We start from the raw sequence: 19,297 nt of genomic DNA, 5'->3' as shown, positions 1-19,297 counted from the left end.
AATTTAATCAATTGAATCGCCAATAGTGTCACAGTGCCAATGCTTTTCTTCTTTCTTGTGAAAAGTTCTTTTTTCTTCTCCAGCTTTATTCTTTGAAAGCATTTTACTTATTATTCTTGCTTTTTCCTTTTGTATTCTTAAGTAATGATCCACACTTTTACGACTGTCGTATAATAATTCACCGTCAATAAATGTTTGTAAAACTTGTGCTTTTATGCTCAATGGATGATCTGACCAAATAACAATATCTGCATCTTTACCTTCTTTTAAACTTCCCAAACGCTCATCTAAATGAAGCAATTTTGCAGGATTGAGCGTAATCATTTTCCAGGCGTCTTCTTCCGACATCCCGCCATATTTAACGGATTTTGCAGCTTCTTGATTGAGTCTTCTACCCATTTCTGCATCATCGGAATTAATAGCAACCAAAACGCCTTGTTCTTGCATTAAATTAGCATTGTAAGGAATTGCATCTTTCACTTCAAATTTATAAGCCCACCAATCAGCAAAAGTACTTCCGCCAGCACCGTGTTGAGCCATTTTGTCTGCTAATTTGTAACCTTCAAGTATGTGTGTAAATGTGTTTACGGTAAAGCCCATCGAGTCTGCAACTTTCATTAACATATTGATTTCACTTTGCACATAACTATGACAACTTATGAAGCGTTCACTGTTTTTGACTTCCCACACAGCCTCTAATTCCAAATCTACTGCAGGAGCTTTTATATTTTTTCGCAATGCTTGTTTTGGAGAAAGGGCCTTGTAGGCTTTCCATTTCTTTTTATACGCTTCTGCGCGAATAAATGCATCATAGAAAACTTGTTCAACACCCATTCGGGTTTGTGGAAAACGAACGGTTTGGTAGGCACCCCAATTTGATTGTTTAACATTTTCACCTAATGCAAATTTAATGAATTTTGGAGCATCAGGAATTAACATTTCATCAGGTGTGTAACCCCATTTTAACTTAATGATAGCCGATTGACCACCTATAGGATTTGCTGAACCATGTAAAAGTTGAGAGGTTGTTACACCTCCAGCCAATTGTCTGTAAATATTGATGTCGTCATTTCTTACCACATCTGCAATACTTACTTCAGCGGTAACAGCTTGTCCACTTTCATTAACACCTTTTGAAATTGCAATGTGCGAATGTTCATCTATAATCCCCGATGTAATGTGCTTGCCTTCACAATCTATTTCAATAGCATCCAACGGAATACTAAAATTACCAGTGCCCACAAAATCTATCTTCCCATTTTTAAGTATAACAGTACCCTCCTTTATAATACCTTCCTTTTCATTTGTCCATAAGGTGGCATTACGCAAAACATAAGTTTGTGATTCAGGCAGAGAGTCAAAACCATACGCCATGTTTGGAAACCATACTTTTCCTCTAGCATTCGTATCCACTTCTACTCGGTGCTTTTCTTCATCTTCTTGTTTCTTAAAACGTGAAAGCTGAATTCCAGACCATTTAACCCAACGACCGTCAGGCATTTGCCCCTGACCTAGAAAAGCATCAATTTTTGGACTAAAATTGCCGTGAAGAGTTAATACTCCATCATATTGATCGTCATCAACTTCAAAATGTATAACTGCATCTCGAAAATCAACATTTATTTTTGCGGACACCTCCACCGTGTCTATTGTTCGCTCAGGCGGTGTTTGTGTTGAATCGATTAATGATTTGTAGGTAGTCACTTTTCCTTTAGGTTTCGTCGCTGATCCTTTTATATCAATTACATAAGATGTTTCGGGTAAACTAATTCTATATTTCCCACGAATATCAATTTCTGCCTGAGGTGTAATGATATGCTTTTTACCTAAGGACCAAGATTCTTCTAAGACAGCGTTTTTAAATTCAAAAGGATCTTTATCAAAAACAGAAAAACTTGCAATTTTTCCTTCTTCTAATGTTCCTGCTTGTTCTTCAATAGCTAAAATTGAAGCTGGTTTTGTCGTTAATGCTGCCAAAAGATCTGCTCTTGAAAGACCATTTTCTAATACTTGATGGAAATGCTTCCAAAAGTCCTTGGCTTTCTTGTGACCATTACTACTAATTGCAAAATCAATTTTATGCTGATGCAAAAGATATGGATTTGAAGGAGCAAGTTCCCATTCTTTTAAGTCTGACAAAGGGATTTGTTGTGCAACATAAGGGTCACTAACGTCATAAGGTTTTGGGAAGTTAATAGGTATAATTAAAGGTTTCTTCCATGTTTTAAAGCTTTCGATAGCTTCGAATTCATTACCACTTCCATAAATGATAAAGTCTAAATCGAACTCGCTACCTATTTTATCTGCTCTTAACGCTTCTAACTTGTCTTCCACCTTAAAAATTAAGGTGTGCTCAAGTTGTTCGTTTAGTGCATTTAAAGAAATATTTTCAGGTAGTTCCGTTTTGTTGTTTTGATAATAGCGTGCGTCATAAATTGCTTGTCTTAACAATGCAATACTCCCCATTTGAGAAGATGGGTAAGTTTGTTTGGCTGTTCCTTTTTGGAATGATAGATAGGCAGGACCTTTTGCTTTTAAAATAGATTCTTTATTTTTCAGGTCTCCAAGCGCAACAATAGCTCCTTCACCACGCGCAATTCCATCCTCAATATGTGTAGCCGCTACTAAAAAACCCATTTCTTGTAAATGTTTGGCATCTTTTTTATTTACTTTAAAATGTTCAGATGCCTTAACTTCTGGATGAATAGCTTCATTCCAATAATAAGCACCAGACTTGCTGCTTTCTATTTGTGGTCTTGGCGTCCATTTTTTTGACTTTGGTGTCGGTACTCCAATGTTGGAGTAACTTTCGATAAAAGAAGGAACGATTGTTTTTCCTTTCATGTCGATGACTACAGCACCTTTAGGAAAACGAACCATTTTCCCAACAGCTTTTATTTTCCCATTGGCTACGACTACCGAACCTTTTTTAATGATTTGTTCGGGTCCCACAATGATTTTAGCATTGCGTAAAACATAGGCAGAAGCTTTCGACTCTTCAACACCGTTGTTGGGAGTAGGCAATTGTCCAAATAAAAAAGTAGTAAGTAGTGTAAATAGGATTGAGAGAGAAAAAGTTGTCTTCATTGGTCTCAAGAGATTTTAAAGTCCGAATTTAATGATAATATGATAAACCAATGATATTATTGTTTGTTTTTAGGTATATTTGAACAAAAAATATTGAAATGAAAGGAATAATAGCAGCTCACTCAGGATTAAGGTATATTGTTTTAGCATTATTGGTAATTGCCATTTTTAATGCCATTGCAAACTTGAAGTCAGATAAGTATGAAAAGAAAGATAAAATGATTAATCTTTTCGCCATGATTTTTTTGCATATTCAGTTGCTTTTAGGATTGGTGTTGTACTTTATGAGTCCAAAAGTTCAGTTTGTAAAAGAAATGATGGGAGACTCAACACTGAGGTTTTTCACCATGGAACATATTTTATTAATGCTGGTTGCCATAATTTTAGTTACACTCGGGCGTAAAAAAGCTGAGAAAAACCCACTTCCTTCGGCACGTCATAAACTGATTTTAAGATACTATGGTTTAGGATTAATAATCATTTTTATTTCTATACCATGGCCATTTATTTATAATGTTGGTGCAGATTATTTCTAGCCAGCTCACAGTACATGAGATAAACATTTATTAGTTTAAATTATTTGAATACAATAGAAAAAAGGAGACAAATACTGAATGGAAGTAGGTAAATTAAAAGAAGATTTAGAAGGTGAAAAAGCAGTTCTGGTTGGTGTTATAGAACAAAATCAATCTGAAGAAGAAGCCATAGAACATATTGAAGAGCTGGCGTTTTTAGCACGAACAGCTGGAGCAATTGCTCAGAAAAAGTTTTTGCAAAAATTACAAATGCCCAACCCGAAGACTTATTTGGGTTCTGGGAAAATAAGTGAAGTCAAAGAATACGTACTCAAGAACAACATTGATATGGTTATTTTTGATGATGATCTTTCACCTTCACAGCTAAGAAATATTGAACGACTTTTTGAAATTAAGATTCTGGATAGGAGTAACTTAATCCTTGATATCTTTGCTTCCAGAGCACAAACAGCACACGCTAGAACACAAGTTGAATTGGCGCAATATCAGTATTTATTACCCAGATTAACCCGAATGTGGACGCACTTAGATAAACAAAAAGGGGGAATTGGTATGCGTGGACCTGGTGAGCGCCAAATTGAAACCGACCGTAGAATCATTAAACAACGAATTTCTTTCTTGAAGGGTAAACTCAAGGAGATTGATAAGCAAAAGAAAGTTCAACGTGGGAATCGGGGTCAATTGGTGCGTGTTGCTCTAGTTGGTTATACTAATGTTGGGAAAAGTACCATCATGAACGCTTTGAGCAAGTCTGAAGTCTTTGCTGAAAATAAATTATTCGCTACTTTAGATACCACAGTAAGAAAAGTAGTGATTGATAATTTGCCTTTTCTCTTAACAGACACTGTTGGATTTATTAGAAAGCTTCCGCATCAATTGGTAGAATCTTTTAAGTCAACTTTAGATGAGGTGAGAGAATCTGATTTGATTGTTCATGTGGTAGATATTTCGCATCCAAGTTTTGAAGAACATTATCAAGTGGTAAATGAAACTTTGGCTGAAATAGATAAGTCTGACAAGCCAACGATTGTGGTTTTTAATAAGATTGATGCCTACCAACACGTTCCGCAAGAAGAAGGTGATTTATCCCCTAAAACCAAAGAAAACTATACTTTGGAAGAGATGAAAAATCAGTGGATGACGAAAATGGACAACAATAAATGTGTATTTATTTCCGCAGAAAATAAAACCAATTTCGAAGAGTTAAAGCACTTACTTTATGAGGAAGTAAAAACGATTTTTCAGGTTCGATATCCTTATAATAATTTTTTGTATTGATTTTTAAGCAATTCAAAAAATGATGAATGATGAACGATGAATAATGAATCTGTCAGAGGTCGGACAAGTTGATGAGTTTTTGTAAAGGTTTAGATAATTATGAATTGACAATTGACAATTCATAATTCATAATTATCTAAACCATAACAAACTGATGATCCTTCAACAAAGCCTTCAATGTAGGGTCGGGTCCTAAAAACTGTTGTCCAAAACGATCCATTTCCTCTTTGGTTTCAAAAGACAAATTTTCTTGAATAGCTTCAATGTAACTTTGTCCAATTACAAATGGAGTCATGTTTGGGAGAAGCTTTCCTCCTTGGAACTGACCTACAATATGATATTCATCATTAACTTTAACGGCTTCGTTCGAGAATAAACAAGCTGATTTCCAATTTTCCCGCCAATTGCTATCCCACAATTCTTTTCTTTTTTCAAAAAATTCTGGTCCACCCATCATTTGCATTAAATATGCACGCGAGGACTTGCTCATTTTTTGACTTTGTTGTTCTGCGCAAGGCATACAAATGGCCACTTCAAATAAAGTCACATCCTCTCCTTCATCTATACGTTTGTATGCTTTTTCAATCGAATATGGGATTTCTCCTTTGGTTAAATCACGTTCACAAACTTTACAAGCTGTAAAAGGTTTGTTATCTGCATCAGAATTAAAATCTTTCGGTATATCTAAGTCCATTTATTTGTCTGTTTTCTAATTAGAAAAATTAGTTTTCTTGAATTGATTTAAGATATTTTTTTAAGTTTTGTTCAGCTTTCTTATCCAGGATCAGTAAACGATTCTCGGACTCTACAACTATGTGGTTGTTTAAGCCTTGAACAATTGCTTCACGATTGTCGGGTAAATTTATTAGACAGTTATTGGAATTAAAAACATGGGTTTTTGCTCCTTTTATGCTGTTTCCATTAACGTCTTTATCTAAATTGTCAAAAAGACTCCCCCAAGTACCTAAATCGCTCCAATCAAAATCAGCTAAAACCACATCAACATTTTTTGCGTTTTCCATGATGGCAAAATCAATTGAAATACTTTCGCATTTGCGAAATGCATCGTTTACATAGTCATATTCAGCAGGGGTATTATACACTTCAAATTGATCACAGAAAAGCTCATGCAAATCAGGTTTGAATTTTTGTAATGCTTTTAAAATGGTATGCGCTTTCCAAATAAATATTCCGGAGTTCCAATAATAATCTCCACTTTTAAGAAATATTTCAGCCATTTCTCGATTCGGCTTTTCTGTAAATTGTTTTACTTTCGAAATTTGTCCAGGTAATAAATCACCGTCTTGATGAAATTGAATATAGCCATATCCTGTATCCGGACGAGTTGGCTTTATTCCTAATGTTAAAATCCGATCCTCCTTTGAAGCTCGGTTTAAGGCGGTGTTTATGATACGGATGAATTTATTCTCTTTTAAAATTAAATGGTCTGAAGGAGCAACAACTAAGTTTGCATCTTGATTTATGGCATAGATTTTTGCAGCTGCATAAGTAATGCATGGTGCGGTATTCTTTCGTTCTGGTTCGGTAAGAATTTGTGTGTTTTTTATATTTGGAATTTGTGTTTTTACCAACTCTACGTATTGCTCATTAGTAACAATAAAAATGTGATCTTCAGGAACAACGTTGCAAAGTCGTTCATAGGTTAATTGTATTAGTGTTTTTCCTATGCCAAGTACGTCTAAAAACTGTTTAGGATTTTCCTCTACTGACATGGGCCAAAACCTACTTCCGACTCCTCCAGCCATTATAACAGCATAATTATTCTCTTTCATTTAATTTTCATTTATGGGCTCGACTTCGGCCAAGCGATTGACAAGATAGTGTTTTCCTGTGTGAACTTCCCTACAAAGATACCTTCTTCTTTTTAGAATTCCGCGTTGAAAAGTATTTTTACCCAATCGGAAAAGCTGGTTATTGGCTAAATTCTCTAATAATTCAAGCTTATCGTTTTTCTTGTCATAAGTCTTTAAAGCACGTGCAAGATGTATATCTGTGCAACTCGAAGCTTTTAGGTTCTCTAAACTTCTTGCTAAAGCTTGTGTTATAGGTTCGGGTAAACTTTTCTGATTTAAAACGGGTAAAAGCAATGATTTAAACTCATTTTTCCATTCTTTACCATGTGCTTTAACATAAGGACCATGTTTAATAAAGGTATGCATGTGAGCAAACTCATGAATGGTAGTGATTAAGAAAGCATAAGGATTCAAATCCCCATTAATGGAAATGCGATGCGGTTTTTCTCCAAATGGTGGGCGATAATCACCTGCTTTAGTTTTGCGTGGTTTACTGATTCGAAAAGATAACTGTTCAGCAAACATCAATGAAATAATGTAGTCAATATACTCCTCTGGGATATACTGTTTTAAGGCTTTTGCTATCTTTTTCTTTTTTGTTTCCACACCACAAATGTAAGGATATGATTAAATTTTATCGAATATTCCCTTGAGATTAAGAATAAGCTATTAATTTAGCATAACGAATGAGTTATATAGTAAGCATAGGAAAATACGTAGGAATGATAAAAGGTGTGTTCTCTAAACCGGAACGCTTCAAAGTTTATTATACACGTACTTTGACCGAAATTGAAACAATAGGAATTAATTCAGCTGGAATTGTAGCTATACTATCTGTATTTATGGGCGCTGTAATTTCTTTGCAAACTGCCTCGAACATGGATAGTCCATTGCTGCCCAAATACACCATTGGATATATTACCCGATCAAGTACAATTCTTGAATTTTCACCAACAATTATTTCATTGATTCTGGCAGGTAAGGTAGGTTCAAATATTGCTTCTGAAGTTGGTACTATGCGTGTTACTGAGCAAATTGATGCACTTGAAATTATGGGTGTTAATTCACTTTCATTCTTAGTATTGCCAAAAGTAATTGCAGCGGTATTTTTCTTTCCCTTCTTAATTATTTGCTCAATGGGTTTGAGTATTATAGGAGGGTATTATGCAGTAACATTGTCTGGATTAGCTTCTCATGAAGAATTTACTTTTGGGATTCGGGCCTTTTTTAAAACAAGCGACATAACTTATGCATTAATTAAAACTTGTGTATTTGCCTTTATTATTGTAACTGTATCTTCTTATTACGGCTATTTTACAAAAGGTGGCGCCTTAGATGTGGGGAAATCATCTACACAAGCAGTAGTTTGGAGTAGTATTGTTATTTTATTGACCAACTTTATTCTAACACAATTAATTTTAATGTAATATGATTGAAGTAAAAGACATCAACAAATCTTTTGGTGATAATCATGTATTGCATGACTTTTCTGCCGAGTTTGAAGCGGGTCAAGTTAATTTGATTATTGGGCAGTCAGGGCAAGGTAAATCGGTACTTACCAAATGTATTGTAGGTTTAATGGAGGTCGATTCTGGAAGTGTTTTATATAATGGAAGGGATTTTTCCAAGATGAAACGTAAGGAGCGTAAAGAAATTAGAACTGAAATTGGTATGTTGTTTCAAGGTTCAGCTCTTTTTGATTCAATGACAGTAGAGGAAAATATTATGTTTCCATTGAAGATGTTTACAAAAATGTCGAAAAAGGAAATGCAAGAACGAGCTGATTTCTGCTTAGATCGAGTAAATTTAAAGGGGCGTAATAAATTATTGCCTGCGGAATTGAGTGGGGGAATGATGAAGCGTGTTGCGATTGCAAGAGCAATTTCCATGAAACCTAAATACCTTTTCTGTGATGAACCGAATTCTGGATTAGATCCTAGTACCTCAATATTAATTGATAATCTAATTCAAGAAATTACCTATGAATATGGGATGACTACCGTTGTAATTACTCACGATATGAATAGTGTGATTGAAATCGGAGATCACATTGTGTTTATTCACAATGGAAGAAATTGGTGGCAGGGAACAAAGGAGGAGATTATTAAAACAGATAATCAGGAAATCATTGATTTTGTTTACGCTTCTAAATTTATGAAGTCTTTAAAAGGTAAGTTGGCATAATATCTATTTTAAAATTTTTATATCATGAAAATATATCATAATCCACGATGCTCCAAGAGTAGGACTGCATTAAACCTGTTAACGGAAAAGAACCTCGACATTGAAGTAATCAAATATCTAGATGAGGTGCCTAGTAAGGAAGATTTAAGGGTTTTGCTAACAAAATTAGGTAAGGATGCTGTAGAGATTGTTCGCAAAGGCGAAAAGGATTATAAAGAAAAATTTAAAGGAAAAGAACTGTCAAATGAAGAGTGGATTGATGCTTTTGTGAAATATCCAAAATTGATAGAACGCCCTATTTTTATAAATGGAGATAAAGCAGTTGTAGGTAGACCACCCGAAAATGTTCTAGAGATTCTATAGTTTGATAAATAGCCTATTACACTTATGAAAAAATTATCTATTTTAATACCTGTTTATAATGAAGAAAGTACGGTTGTTAAACTTCTTAAAAATGTACTTTCAGTAGATTTAGTGCATAATATTCAAAAAGAGATAATTATTGTAAACGATGCATCCACAGATAAAACAAGGCATAATATTCAAAGCTTTATTGATGCGAATCCAAATCATGGTATTCAATTCTATTCCCAAGAAGAAAATCAAGGAAAAGGCTCTGCATTGGCCTTGGCAATTCAAAAATGTACAGGAGATTATTTAGTTTTTCAAGACGCAGATTTAGAACTGGACCCCAATGATATTAATTTACTTATAAAACCCGTAATCATGGCAGAAGCAGATGTTGTTTTTGGTTCTCGTTTTATTGGGTCTCAACCACGAAGAATTCTATTTTATTGGCATTCTTTTGGAAATAGAACGCTCACTTTCTTTTCTAATGTTTTAAATAATTTGACGCTAACAGATATGGCTACTTGTTATAAGCTGATAAGAACATCAATCGCAAAGGATATTAAGATAAAGGAAAAACGATTTGGTATTGATCCTGAAATGACTGCAAAACTAGCAAAAGTACCAAACGTTAAGATATATGAAGTGGGGATTTCCTATTATGCTAGAAATTTTGGAGAAGGTAAGAAAATAGGATGGAAGGATGGATTTAGGGCTGTTTGGTGTATTTTGAAATACCGTTTTGTTAATTAAGGAGCCAAATATATGTCTACAAGCGTCATAAGAAAATATGGTCTGACGATAATACTTGCTTTATTTTCGGTGTTTATGATTTGGCAAAATGTTAGCCAATCGAAATGGAGGGAGAAAAAAATATTTTGGTCGGATGTAGATGTTTACCATACTTATCTAACTGCTGCCGTGGTTAATAAGGACCCTTTTTTTGAGCTCAAAGGGATGCCTGAACCAAGAAGATACCGAACACATACCTCTCCGATTGGAAGGAGTGCTGTCAAAACAACTATGGGTGTAGCAATTATGGCGCTTCCATTTTATTATGTGGGACATTTATACGCCTTATATGATACAAATTATCTTGTAGATGGTTATTCAGAGCCTTATCAATTATCGGTTTCTCTATCCTCTGTTTTTTACACTGTTTTCGGACTCATTTTTCTATTTTTATTTCTTCGAAAAACTTTTAATGATTCAATTAGTTTGGTAACAACCCTTTCCATTTGTGTTGGTACAAATCTTTATTTTTACGCCGTCTATGAAACAGGAATGTCTCATACAAGCACATTCTTTTTACTTTCGGTTCTCTTATATTTAATTCAAAATTGGCTTAGTAGAAAATCTTATTGGAAAAGCTTTTTTATAGGTGTGGTTTTAGGCTTAATAGTCCTTGTACGGCCAATTAATATATTGTTTATTCTGCCTGTAATACTTATGTTTAAAAGTCAGAATGTTAATTGGACAGCTTATTTTAAATCTTTGTTTTTACCTGTATCCCACTTGCTGATGATTATTGCAGGAGGGTTTATAATATTATTACCACAACTTATTTTCTGGAAAGTTCAAACAGGAAGTTTTCTTTATTACTCTTATAGTGATGAAGGTTTTTTCTGGTTAAAACCACATGTTTGGAAGGGGCTGTTTTCATTTAGAAAAGGTTGGTTTATTTATACTCCATTGATGCTGTTTGCACTATTTGGTATGGTGAGATTATATAAAATTCAAAAAATGTATTTTTGGGCACTTGTGCTATTTTTACCCCTCTTTTTATATGTAACTTTTAGTTGGTGGTGCTGGTGGTATGGTGGTGGATTTAGCGCTCGAACATTAGTTGATATTCTACCATTTATGGCACTTCCTTTAGCAGCATTATTGACTTGGATCATGAAAAAGAGTTTAAGAGCTTTGATATTGATCATTCCACTTGTCTTAATTTATGTCAATCAATATCAATCTTGGCAATATTCTAAAGGAATTATTCATTATGAAGGGATGACTTGGGAAGGCTACAAAACGATATTTTTAAAACATTATACTCCTGATGAATATTGGCAGCAGTTACGTCGACCTGATTATAAGAATTCAAGACGATATGGTGAAGAAAAAGAGATTCGTAAATATGAATAATACTTTGAGGCTGTTAGAAAATATATGAGATTTAAAACTCCTTCACTTCAAATGGATTAAAACTGCCCAAAGCTTCCACTTCTTTTATGGTGTTTTTTTCAACACGGAGCACCCTTCCTGGAAATTTGTCGACCAACCCCATATCGTGTGTTGCCATCAACATTGCAGTTCCTTCATTGGCAATTGAATGAAGTAAACTCATGATTGCACTGGAGGTCTCGGGATCTAAATTTCCTGTAGGCTCATCAGCCAAGATTAATTCCGGATTATTTAATAAAGCCCGTGCAATTGAAACTCGTTGTTGCTCTCCTCCGGAAAGTTCATGTGGCATTTTGTAGGCTTTTTCTTCGATACCAACCATGCGTAAAACTTCCAAGCCACGTTGTTCCATAACCTTCTTTTTTTTCCAGCCTGTAGCTTTCATTACAAAAAATAAGTTTTTCATAACAGAACGATCAGTCAGCAACTGGAAATCCTGAAAAACAATACCTATTTTTCTTCTAAGCAAAGGAATCTCTCTTTTTTTGAGTTTATTTAGGTCGTATCCAACTACTTTTCCTTCGCCATCTACAAGTCTTAAATCGGCATAAAGTGTTTTTAAAAAACTGCTTTTTCCAGACCCCGTTTTCCCGATAAGGTATACAAATTCCTTGGCAGCAATAGTTACATTGATGTCTTGTAAAACGGTAACTTTTTTCTGTTCTACTCTACCTTGAATTATATCGATGACCTTTTCCACAATTGAATATTTTATACAAATATGAGTAAAATTTCATAAGAATATGCATTACGTAAATAACAATCTTAACAGATTTGCGTTTAAAACTTTTAAGTAGGAGCATTTTTTACATACCTATCCTTCTTATTTTTATCCGTTAAAGCATTTTTATATAAAAAGCATCAAATGATTACACCACGTGGTTACATTTTAATTCTTGTACTTGCACTATGCACAGTTGGCCGGGGACAGTCCTCAGAAAAGTACAGTGGAACTTATGCCGACTTTTACAGGGCTGAAGATCTTTTTGAAAAAGAGCAATATAGTGCTGCAAAAGAAACTTTCGCAACTTTTTTGTCAGAATTTAAAAAGCGACAAGATCCAATTTACGTTAAAGCAAAATATTACCACGGATTATCAGCTTTGAAATTGTACAATAGAGATGCTGTAAATCTTTTACTTGACTTTAATAATGAATACCCTGAAAGTATTTATAGGAATGATATTTTCTTTAAATTAGGAGAGCACTTTTATCAAAGAAAAAAATATGAAGATGCACGGATGTGGTTAGAGAAAACTGATCCATCGCAAATTGATACAGCTGATATTGCGGTTTATCGCTTTAAACTTGGTTACGCTAACTTCCAACTGGAAGAGTATCAGGCTGCAAGAAATGAGTTTTACGATATTAAAGACGGTGATTCTAAATATAGTGCGCCTGCTTTGTATTATTATTCACATATCGCATACAAAAACAAGGCTTACCAAGAAGCATTGGAAGGTTTTTTGATACTAGAGCAGAACCCTGTTTTTAAAGATGAGGTACCTTATTACATTACTCAAATCTATTATTTGCTAGGTGATTATGAAAAGGTAACTGATTTTGCACCAGAATATAACGCCGAAGAGAATGGACTAAAAGACAACTCTCCTGAAATGAATTTACTCATAGGTGACGCTTATTATAAAGTAAAGAAATACGACGAAGCAGCAAGTTACCTAGAAGATCATCACAGAAGAAAAGAAACGACAAGGCAACAAGAGTACGCACTTGCTTATGCTTACTTTAAAAGTGAGCAGCTAGAAAAAGCAGTTAAAATGTTTGATCGTGTTGCTCGTAAAAATGATGAATTAGGACAAGTTGCCTACTATCACATTGCACAGGTTTATATGTCGCAGGAAGAATTGAATTATGCAAGAGCTGCTTTTAAATCAGCTGCAGATTTAGACTTTAATTCAACCATTCAAGAAGATGCATTATATAATTATGCCGTACTTTCATATCGCTTAGATTACAACCCATATAATGAAGCGATTACAGCTTTTGAATTATTTTTAAACACATATCCCAACTCAGATCGTAAAGAGGATGTTTACAGCTATTTGGTTAACGTTTATTCAAGTACCAAAAAATATAATGAAGCAATAAAGTCCTTGGAGCGCATTCCAAACCTCAATATCAAACTGAAAACTGCCTACCAAGTTGTTTCTTATAATATGGGAATTGAAAAATATGAACGTGGAGATTATAAGGGGAGTATTAAAGCCTTACAAGGTGTTTCCAAATATGATATCGATCCTATGATTACTGGTAAAGCCAAATTTTGGGAAGCAGATGCTCATTTTATGCTTCAAGAATGGAGTTTAGCGATTCAGGAATATAGAGATTTCTTAACTGTGCCTGGAATGAATGACTTACATTTGAAAGAATCCGCTTATTATAATATTGCTTATGCTTATTTTTTGCAAGAAGATTGGACGCAAGCAATTCAAGCTTTTCGAACATTTACCCAACTCAATAATATTCAATCAGAAGAAAAGTTGGCAGATGCCTATGCTAGAACTGGTGACTGTTATTATACCAAAAGTCAGCCTGATTTTCAAAAAGCGGTACACAATTATGAAAAAGCTTTAAGTTACGATGCGGGTCAAAAAGATAAACTACTCTATTCGAGTGCTAAAGTATATAAATTGCTACCAGGGAAAAGAAGCCAACAGATTAATGCGTTAGAGAATATTATAAACAATCATCCCAATTCATCTTTTGTAATTCCATCTATTTTTGATATTGCAGTTGGTTATAAAAACCAAGGAGAATATGTGAAGTCATTACGTAATTTTGAGAAAATCTTACAAGATTATCCAAATAATATTTTGGTAAAAGACGCATTGATTGAAATTGCGGATATTAAGTTTAAGCAAAAGAAGTATCAGGAAGCAGAAAGCTTTTTCAAGCGTTCACTTAATGAATATTCTTTAGATGACGCAACTTGTAAAAGAGCCACACAAGGAATTGTTGATGTTTATCGCGTTACAAGAAGGCAAGATGAAATCGTTGCACTGGGAAAACAATATCCATGCGCTGAAATAAGTGAAGATGATGAAGAAGCTTTTTTCTATGAAACAGCCAGTGAATTATATATGAACGAAAATTATGAAGAGGCTATTCCAGAAATAAATAAATACCTAAAACGCTATCCAAATGGAAGGTTCTCTGTTCAATTATTAAGTTATTTGGCTGATATTTATTATCAAGCTGATGATGAAAATATGGCGATAACTTACTATGAAAATATCATCAATAGACCTAATTCAGCATATACCGAAGAAGCACTTATTCGTGCCTCAAAGTTGTTGTACAATTCTGGACAATATAGCCGAGCTTTACCACATTATGAGCAATTGGAAAAGTTGTCTTCAAAAGCCCAAATTATTTTTAATACCCGAGTAGGATTAATGAGGACTAATTATTTGTTGGAGAATTATCAACAAGCTTCGGTTGCGGCTAAAAAAGTATTACAAGATGAATTGTTAGATGATGAGGTTGTTCGAGTTGAAGGCAATTATATAGCAGGAATGTCTTTATTTAAAATCCAAAACTATAATGAATCCTTGACTTATTTAAGGTGGACCGCTGATCACACGGGTAAGGTAAGAGGAACAGAAGCACTTTATACCCTCACAAAGTCTTATTATTTTTTAGAGGATTATTCAAAAGCTGAGAAGCTTCATAATGAATTGCTAAAAAGAAAACCAGCCTATGATTTTTGGATCGCAAAATCCCTCATTTTACAGGCTCAAGTATTTATGGTAACAGATGATTTATTTCAAGCAGAAAAAACAATTGATTTGGTAATCAGTAATTATCCTGTTGCTGATGATGGAGTGATTCAAGAAGCCGAAAAAGTAAAAGCAGAATTGATGCAACTAAAAAACACTCCAAAAGATATCGAGGACAATATGAACCGAATGATTGATATAAATGATGAAGGTGATGAATAGATATATAACCCTAGTAGTAAGTGTTTTAATGTTTCAAGCTGCATTCGGTCAAAATGGGGCGGATGTAGAGGTTGTTACAGACTCAGATCGTTCGATTGCGCCTGCTAAACGGATTTATGTACGTCCGCAACTAATTGACACTTCAATTACCTCACCAGTTGTTGATTATCCCTTGTTGGTGCTACAAAAAGAAACCTCTTTTGAGGTGGAAGGAATTGAACCCGCTAATATTCGTCACCGACCACAATTGTCACAATTGTATAATGGTTATGCAAGAATTGGGGCAGGAAGTCGGTTGATGGGGCTTGGAGAAGTGTATTACAACTCTCTGCGTTCACGAAAATTTAATTGGGGTATTCACGCTTTACATCATTCGGAGTGGGGTCAAATTAGCGATTATGCGCCTTCTCAATATGATAAAACACGTATTAAAGCATTTGGTAAGGTTGAAGAACGCAGGTATTCTTATGGTGGAGGTGTACATTATAAAAATCAAGGATTACATTATTATGGATTTCAAAATCCTGATGCAGATCGTGATAGTATAAAGCAGCGCTATCAATCTGTTGGATTTAATGCCTTTTACGATTCGCATAAGAAAGATTCGGCCACCTTAAATTATAGAATTGGATTGTCCTATGATAACTTTTTAGATCGAAAACCACAAGAAGATAGTTTAAAACTTTGGCGTGCAAGGGAAAATTATGTAGGCTTACGAACAACTTGGCAATACAATACAAGTTCAAATGTTTTATTGTCGAATCTAAGAGCAGATCTAGATATTAGTTACAATGATTATCGTTATGGAGAAAAAGATACTTCAATCGCAGTTTTAGATACGGCTATCATATCTCAAAATACCATTATTCAATTGCGTCCAATGACGAGTTTTTATAGTATGAATGGAAAGCTTCAATTTAAAGTAGGAGGAGAGTTGGCTATAGATATTCATGATAAAACAAGCGCTAGTCTTTATCCAATTGCTGAAGCACGTTACTCTTTATTTAACGATATTTTTATTCCCTATGCCGGTATTGAAGGTGGATTGAAACAGCAACGATTTGCAAAATTAGCAAATAGAAATGAATTTATTCAATCCAACCAACAATTACAAAATGAACGACGATATGAATTTTATTTTGGGTTTAAAGGAACCCTAAGTTCACGTATAAGCTTTAATGCGAGTGCTGCTTTTTCTAATTTAAGAAATCATGCTTTGTTTATAAATGACACCGTATACGCTTCAGGAAATGAGTTCCGTGTTATTTATGATACCGTTTCAATGACAACAATTTCAGCAAGTTTGTCCTACCAACATAATGAAAAGCTGAAAATTGATGTAATTGGTAAGTTTAATACGTATCAAGCCAATAATAATCCATACGCTTGGAATCTTCCGCAGTTGGAATTAACGACCAGAGGAGCATATAATATCGCGGATAAATTAATTGCCAAATTAGATTTCAATTTAGAAACAGGACGCTATGCAAAAATGTATGACCCAACGATTGAAGGTGTTAAAATGGAAGACGGTATTCTATATAAAAAGCTTGGCGTTCTGGCAGATGTAAATTTAGGCGTAGAATTTAGATACACCAAGAGATTATCTATTTTTGCTAACTTTAATAACATAGGAGCGCAGAATTATCAAAGATGGTATGGTTATCCTGTTAATGCTTTTCAGTTTATGGCAGGGTTGACTTTTAGGTTTTAAAAAATGGATTTGAATTTTAAAGCAAAAGTATACTTTTGTGTCGCGTTTAAAAGAAACAAATCTTTTTATACGTGTTAGTTGAGTGTACTAATCTCTTGTGGAAGAGATAAAGTGAGCGGTATGATTTGAGCCTTTTTTACTTTGATGCTCTTCTTCGAATTTTAAAGATCAACATTTTAGAAAGTGATGTTAGATAAAGCCGAATTTAATGTCTGAAAATGCTTAAACATTAATTAATCATTAAATTTACCAACATGTGTCTAATTGCATTTGCTTATAAAATATCGCCAGAATACCCACTAATTCTCATAGCCAATAGAGATGAGTTTTATGAACGTCCAACACAGAAAGCACATTTTTGGAAAACGGATCACGAAACAAAAATACTTGCCGGAAAAGATTTAAAGGGTGGTGGAACCTGGCTTGGCGTTAATGACAATCAAAAATGGGCAGCTGTAACAAATTATAGAGATTTAGAAAATATAAAGAATGATGCGCCTACAAGAGGAGATTTAATTCCTAGCTTTTTAAACTCTTCTAAATCGGGGGAAAATTTTTTATTGGATTTAAAAGGAAATGCCGACCAATATAATGGCTTTAATCTTTTGGTTGGTGATGAAAATGGGATTTATCATTATTCGAATGTTTCGGATGTTGTTTCTGAATTAGAACCTGGAATTCACGGCGTAAGTAACGCTTTACTCAATACGCCGTGGCCAAAATTAAACTTCGCTAGGGAAGCCCTTTCGAAAGAAATAAAAGAAAGTGATTTCTCTGAAGAAGCCCTTTTTCAAATTCTGAAAGATACAGGCAAAGCACAAAAAGATCAGTTGCCAGAAACCGGACTTTCCAAAACACTAGAAAAAGAATTGTCTTCTGTTTTTATTGATACAGATGGTTATGGAACGCGGTGCTCTACTTTGCTGTTGAAAGATAAAGTTGGAGATATGAAGTTTGTAGAGAGGACATACGATCTAGATAATCGTTATGAGTTTAGCGATAGGATGTTTGAGCTAGATAAACATTAAAAAACAATAAATGGCATCCTAACACCTTCAGGATGTTTTAATGACTTAATTAATAAATTATAAGTTCCAGGCATAAGTTTATCAGATGTAAAAGTATATGTTTTCGCTCCTGATTTGAACATGAAATCATCTGCATGTACAATTCTTCCAGTTCCATCAGATATACTTATTGAAGCGTTAATTTCTTGCGTTGCCCAACTCCTGATTTTAATAATATCACCTTGTCGACTCGGGTTAGGATAAAGCACAAAAATATCCTTTGGATTTTCTTTGTTTTCATAGTTTAAGAATACAATATTGGAATAAGCATAAGCTCCGTCATAATCAAATTGTTTATAACGGTAATACGCGCCTTCAAGTGAAAGCTCTTTATCATAAAAAGTATATTCAATTGTTGAGGTTGAATTACCATGTCCATCTACCCATCCGATGATTTCCCAATCTTTTCCATCTATAGATTTTTCTATTTCAAAACCTAAATTATTTTTTTCAGAAAAGGTTTTCCAATATAAGTAGCCCATTCTGTCAACGACTTCTCCAAATAATGGTGAAGATTCAATAGGTAATGCAATCACCTCAAGGCATTCTCCATAGATAAAGTTATGGCCACTCCCTCCACTACTAGAAGCCATGAATTGAGCACATGAATGTGGATTGTCATATCTGTTATCATTCTGTCCTGAGTAATCTCCTCCTGCAAACATTAAACATTCAATTGATGGAGTTGTGTTTGTAAAGTACCCCGAACTTGTATCTCCTTCATACTGATAGCAAAAAGCATTGTGATTACTGTAGCGACTTTCGTTTTGACCGGAGTATTCTCCCCCTACAAAAGAAAAACAATTAATAGCAGGTGATGTGTTTGTAAAGTATCCAGAACTTGTATCTCCTTCGTACTGATAGCAAAAAGCATTGTGATTACTGTAGCGACTCTCATTTTGTCCAGAGTAATCACCTCCTACAAAAGAGAAGCAGTTTATAGCAGGTGAAGTACTTTTTGTATTGCCAGATCCAGAGTTACCTAGATAGATGTTACAAACTTTATTTGTATTTGAGTAAGCTAAGTTATTATACCCTGAGGCAACTCCACCTTCATATTGAGTAAATCCAATTTGAAAAGGTAAAAGTAGAATTATACTTATGATATATTGCAACTTCATATTCTA

The 19,297-nt window shown here is 34.4% G+C and carries 15 protein-coding genes and 1 pseudogene; 10 read left to right on the top strand and 6 right to left on the bottom strand.

Features of this window, described 5'->3' with window-relative positions; genetic code table 11:
- Window positions 1–3: 3 nt before the first annotated feature.
- Window positions 4–3,087, bottom strand: a complete 3,084-nt coding sequence (locus tag CW751_RS05250) for an amidohydrolase family protein (RefSeq protein WP_101333944.1) — start codon at window positions 3,085–3,087, stop codon at window positions 4–6.
- A 98-nt stretch (window positions 3,088–3,185) separates the two neighbouring features.
- Here CW751_RS05250 and CW751_RS05245 point away from each other — a divergent pair, with 98 nt between their 5' ends.
- On the top strand, window positions 3,186–3,623 hold the full coding sequence (locus CW751_RS05245; RefSeq protein ID WP_101333943.1) for a cytochrome B: 438 nt from the start codon (window positions 3,186–3,188) through the stop codon (window positions 3,621–3,623).
- A gap of 78 nt (window positions 3,624–3,701) precedes the next feature.
- Window positions 3,702–4,901, top strand: a complete 1,200-nt coding sequence (hflX, locus tag CW751_RS05240; RefSeq protein WP_101333942.1) for a GTPase HflX — start codon at window positions 3,702–3,704, stop codon at window positions 4,899–4,901.
- A 136-nt stretch (window positions 4,902–5,037) separates the two neighbouring features.
- Here hflX and CW751_RS05235 read toward each other — a convergent pair whose 3' ends face one another.
- The 3 genes from CW751_RS05235 to CW751_RS05225 are packed head-to-tail and all read right to left on the bottom strand — an operon-like array spanning window position 5,038 to window position 7,321.
- Window positions 5,038–5,595 carry a hypothetical protein gene (locus CW751_RS05235; RefSeq protein ID WP_101333941.1) on the bottom strand — a complete coding sequence of 186 codons (558 nt, stop codon included), beginning with the start codon at window positions 5,593–5,595 and terminating at the stop codon, window positions 5,038–5,040.
- Between the two features lie 28 nt (window positions 5,596–5,623).
- A complete protein-coding gene (locus CW751_RS05230; RefSeq protein WP_101333940.1) occupies window positions 5,624–6,694 on the bottom strand; it encodes a mannose-1-phosphate guanylyltransferase in 1,071 nt (356 codons plus the stop codon).
- Window positions 6,695–7,321: a SprT-like domain-containing protein gene (locus tag CW751_RS05225; protein WP_101333939.1), complete on the bottom strand. Its 627-nt coding sequence runs from the start codon at window positions 7,319–7,321 to the stop codon at window positions 6,695–6,697. It lies immediately after the preceding gene.
- A gap of 80 nt (window positions 7,322–7,401) precedes the next feature.
- Between CW751_RS05225 and CW751_RS05220 the strand changes: the two genes are divergently transcribed.
- Genes CW751_RS05220 through CW751_RS05200 form a run of 5 tightly spaced genes read left to right on the top strand, consistent with a single transcriptional unit; the run spans window position 7,402 to window position 11,389 of the window.
- The gene (locus tag CW751_RS05220; protein ID WP_101333938.1) at window positions 7,402–8,142 is read left to right on the top strand and encodes an MlaE family ABC transporter permease; all 741 of its coding nucleotides are present in this window, start codon (window positions 7,402–7,404) and stop codon (window positions 8,140–8,142) included.
- A 1-nt stretch (window position 8,143) separates the two neighbouring features.
- Window positions 8,144–8,899, top strand: coding sequence for an ABC transporter ATP-binding protein (locus tag CW751_RS05215; protein ID WP_101333937.1), 756 nt, complete (start codon window positions 8,144–8,146; stop codon window positions 8,897–8,899).
- Window positions 8,900–8,923: 24 nt separating this feature from the next.
- Window positions 8,924–9,262: an arsenate reductase (glutaredoxin) gene (gene arsC, locus CW751_RS05210; RefSeq protein ID WP_101333936.1), complete on the top strand. Its 339-nt coding sequence runs from the start codon at window positions 8,924–8,926 to the stop codon at window positions 9,260–9,262.
- Between the two features lie 24 nt (window positions 9,263–9,286).
- Window positions 9,287–10,000 (top strand): glycosyltransferase family 2 protein, encoded by a 714-nt coding sequence (locus CW751_RS05205; protein WP_101333935.1) that lies wholly within the window; start codon window positions 9,287–9,289, stop codon window positions 9,998–10,000.
- 12 nt (window positions 10,001–10,012) lie between these two features.
- Window positions 10,013–11,389, top strand: coding sequence for a glycosyltransferase family 39 protein (locus tag CW751_RS05200; protein WP_101333934.1), 1,377 nt, complete (start codon window positions 10,013–10,015; stop codon window positions 11,387–11,389).
- 223 nt (window positions 11,390–11,612) lie between these two features.
- Here the strand turns inward: CW751_RS05200 and CW751_RS05195 are convergent.
- Window positions 11,613–12,128 (bottom strand): annotated as a pseudogene (locus tag CW751_RS05195) (cell division ATP-binding protein FtsE); the annotation flags it as partial.
- A gap of 165 nt (window positions 12,129–12,293) precedes the next feature.
- On the opposite strand from CW751_RS05195, the gene CW751_RS05190 reads away from it, so the two are divergent.
- From CW751_RS05190 to CW751_RS05180, 3 genes are all read left to right on the top strand, one after another.
- On the top strand, window positions 12,294–15,389 hold the full coding sequence (locus CW751_RS05190) for a tetratricopeptide repeat protein (protein WP_101333932.1): 3,096 nt from the start codon (window positions 12,294–12,296) through the stop codon (window positions 15,387–15,389).
- The gene (locus CW751_RS05185) at window positions 15,382–17,103 is read left to right on the top strand and encodes a porin family protein (protein ID WP_101333931.1); all 1,722 of its coding nucleotides are present in this window, start codon (window positions 15,382–15,384) and stop codon (window positions 17,101–17,103) included. The genes CW751_RS05190 and CW751_RS05185 overlap by 8 nt, the downstream gene beginning before the upstream one ends.
- 254 nt (window positions 17,104–17,357) lie before the next feature.
- A complete protein-coding gene (locus tag CW751_RS05180; protein ID WP_101333930.1) occupies window positions 17,358–18,131 on the top strand; it encodes an NRDE family protein in 774 nt (257 codons plus the stop codon).
- On the opposite strand, the gene CW751_RS05175 is transcribed toward CW751_RS05180, so the two are convergent.
- Complete coding sequence (locus CW751_RS05175) at window positions 18,128–19,291, bottom strand: T9SS type A sorting domain-containing protein (RefSeq protein WP_101333929.1); 1,164 nt, start codon at window positions 19,289–19,291, stop codon at window positions 18,128–18,130. The genes CW751_RS05180 and CW751_RS05175 overlap by 4 nt on opposite strands.
- Window positions 19,292–19,297 lie beyond the last annotated feature (6 nt).

It is taken from the genome of Brumimicrobium salinarum (assembly GCF_002844555.1).
Classification (GTDB): domain Bacteria; phylum Bacteroidota; class Bacteroidia; order Flavobacteriales_D; family Crocinitomicaceae; genus Brumimicrobium; species Brumimicrobium salinarum.
Note: the sequence above shows the minus strand (reverse complement) of the source record. Positions and strands in the feature narration are given on the sequence as shown.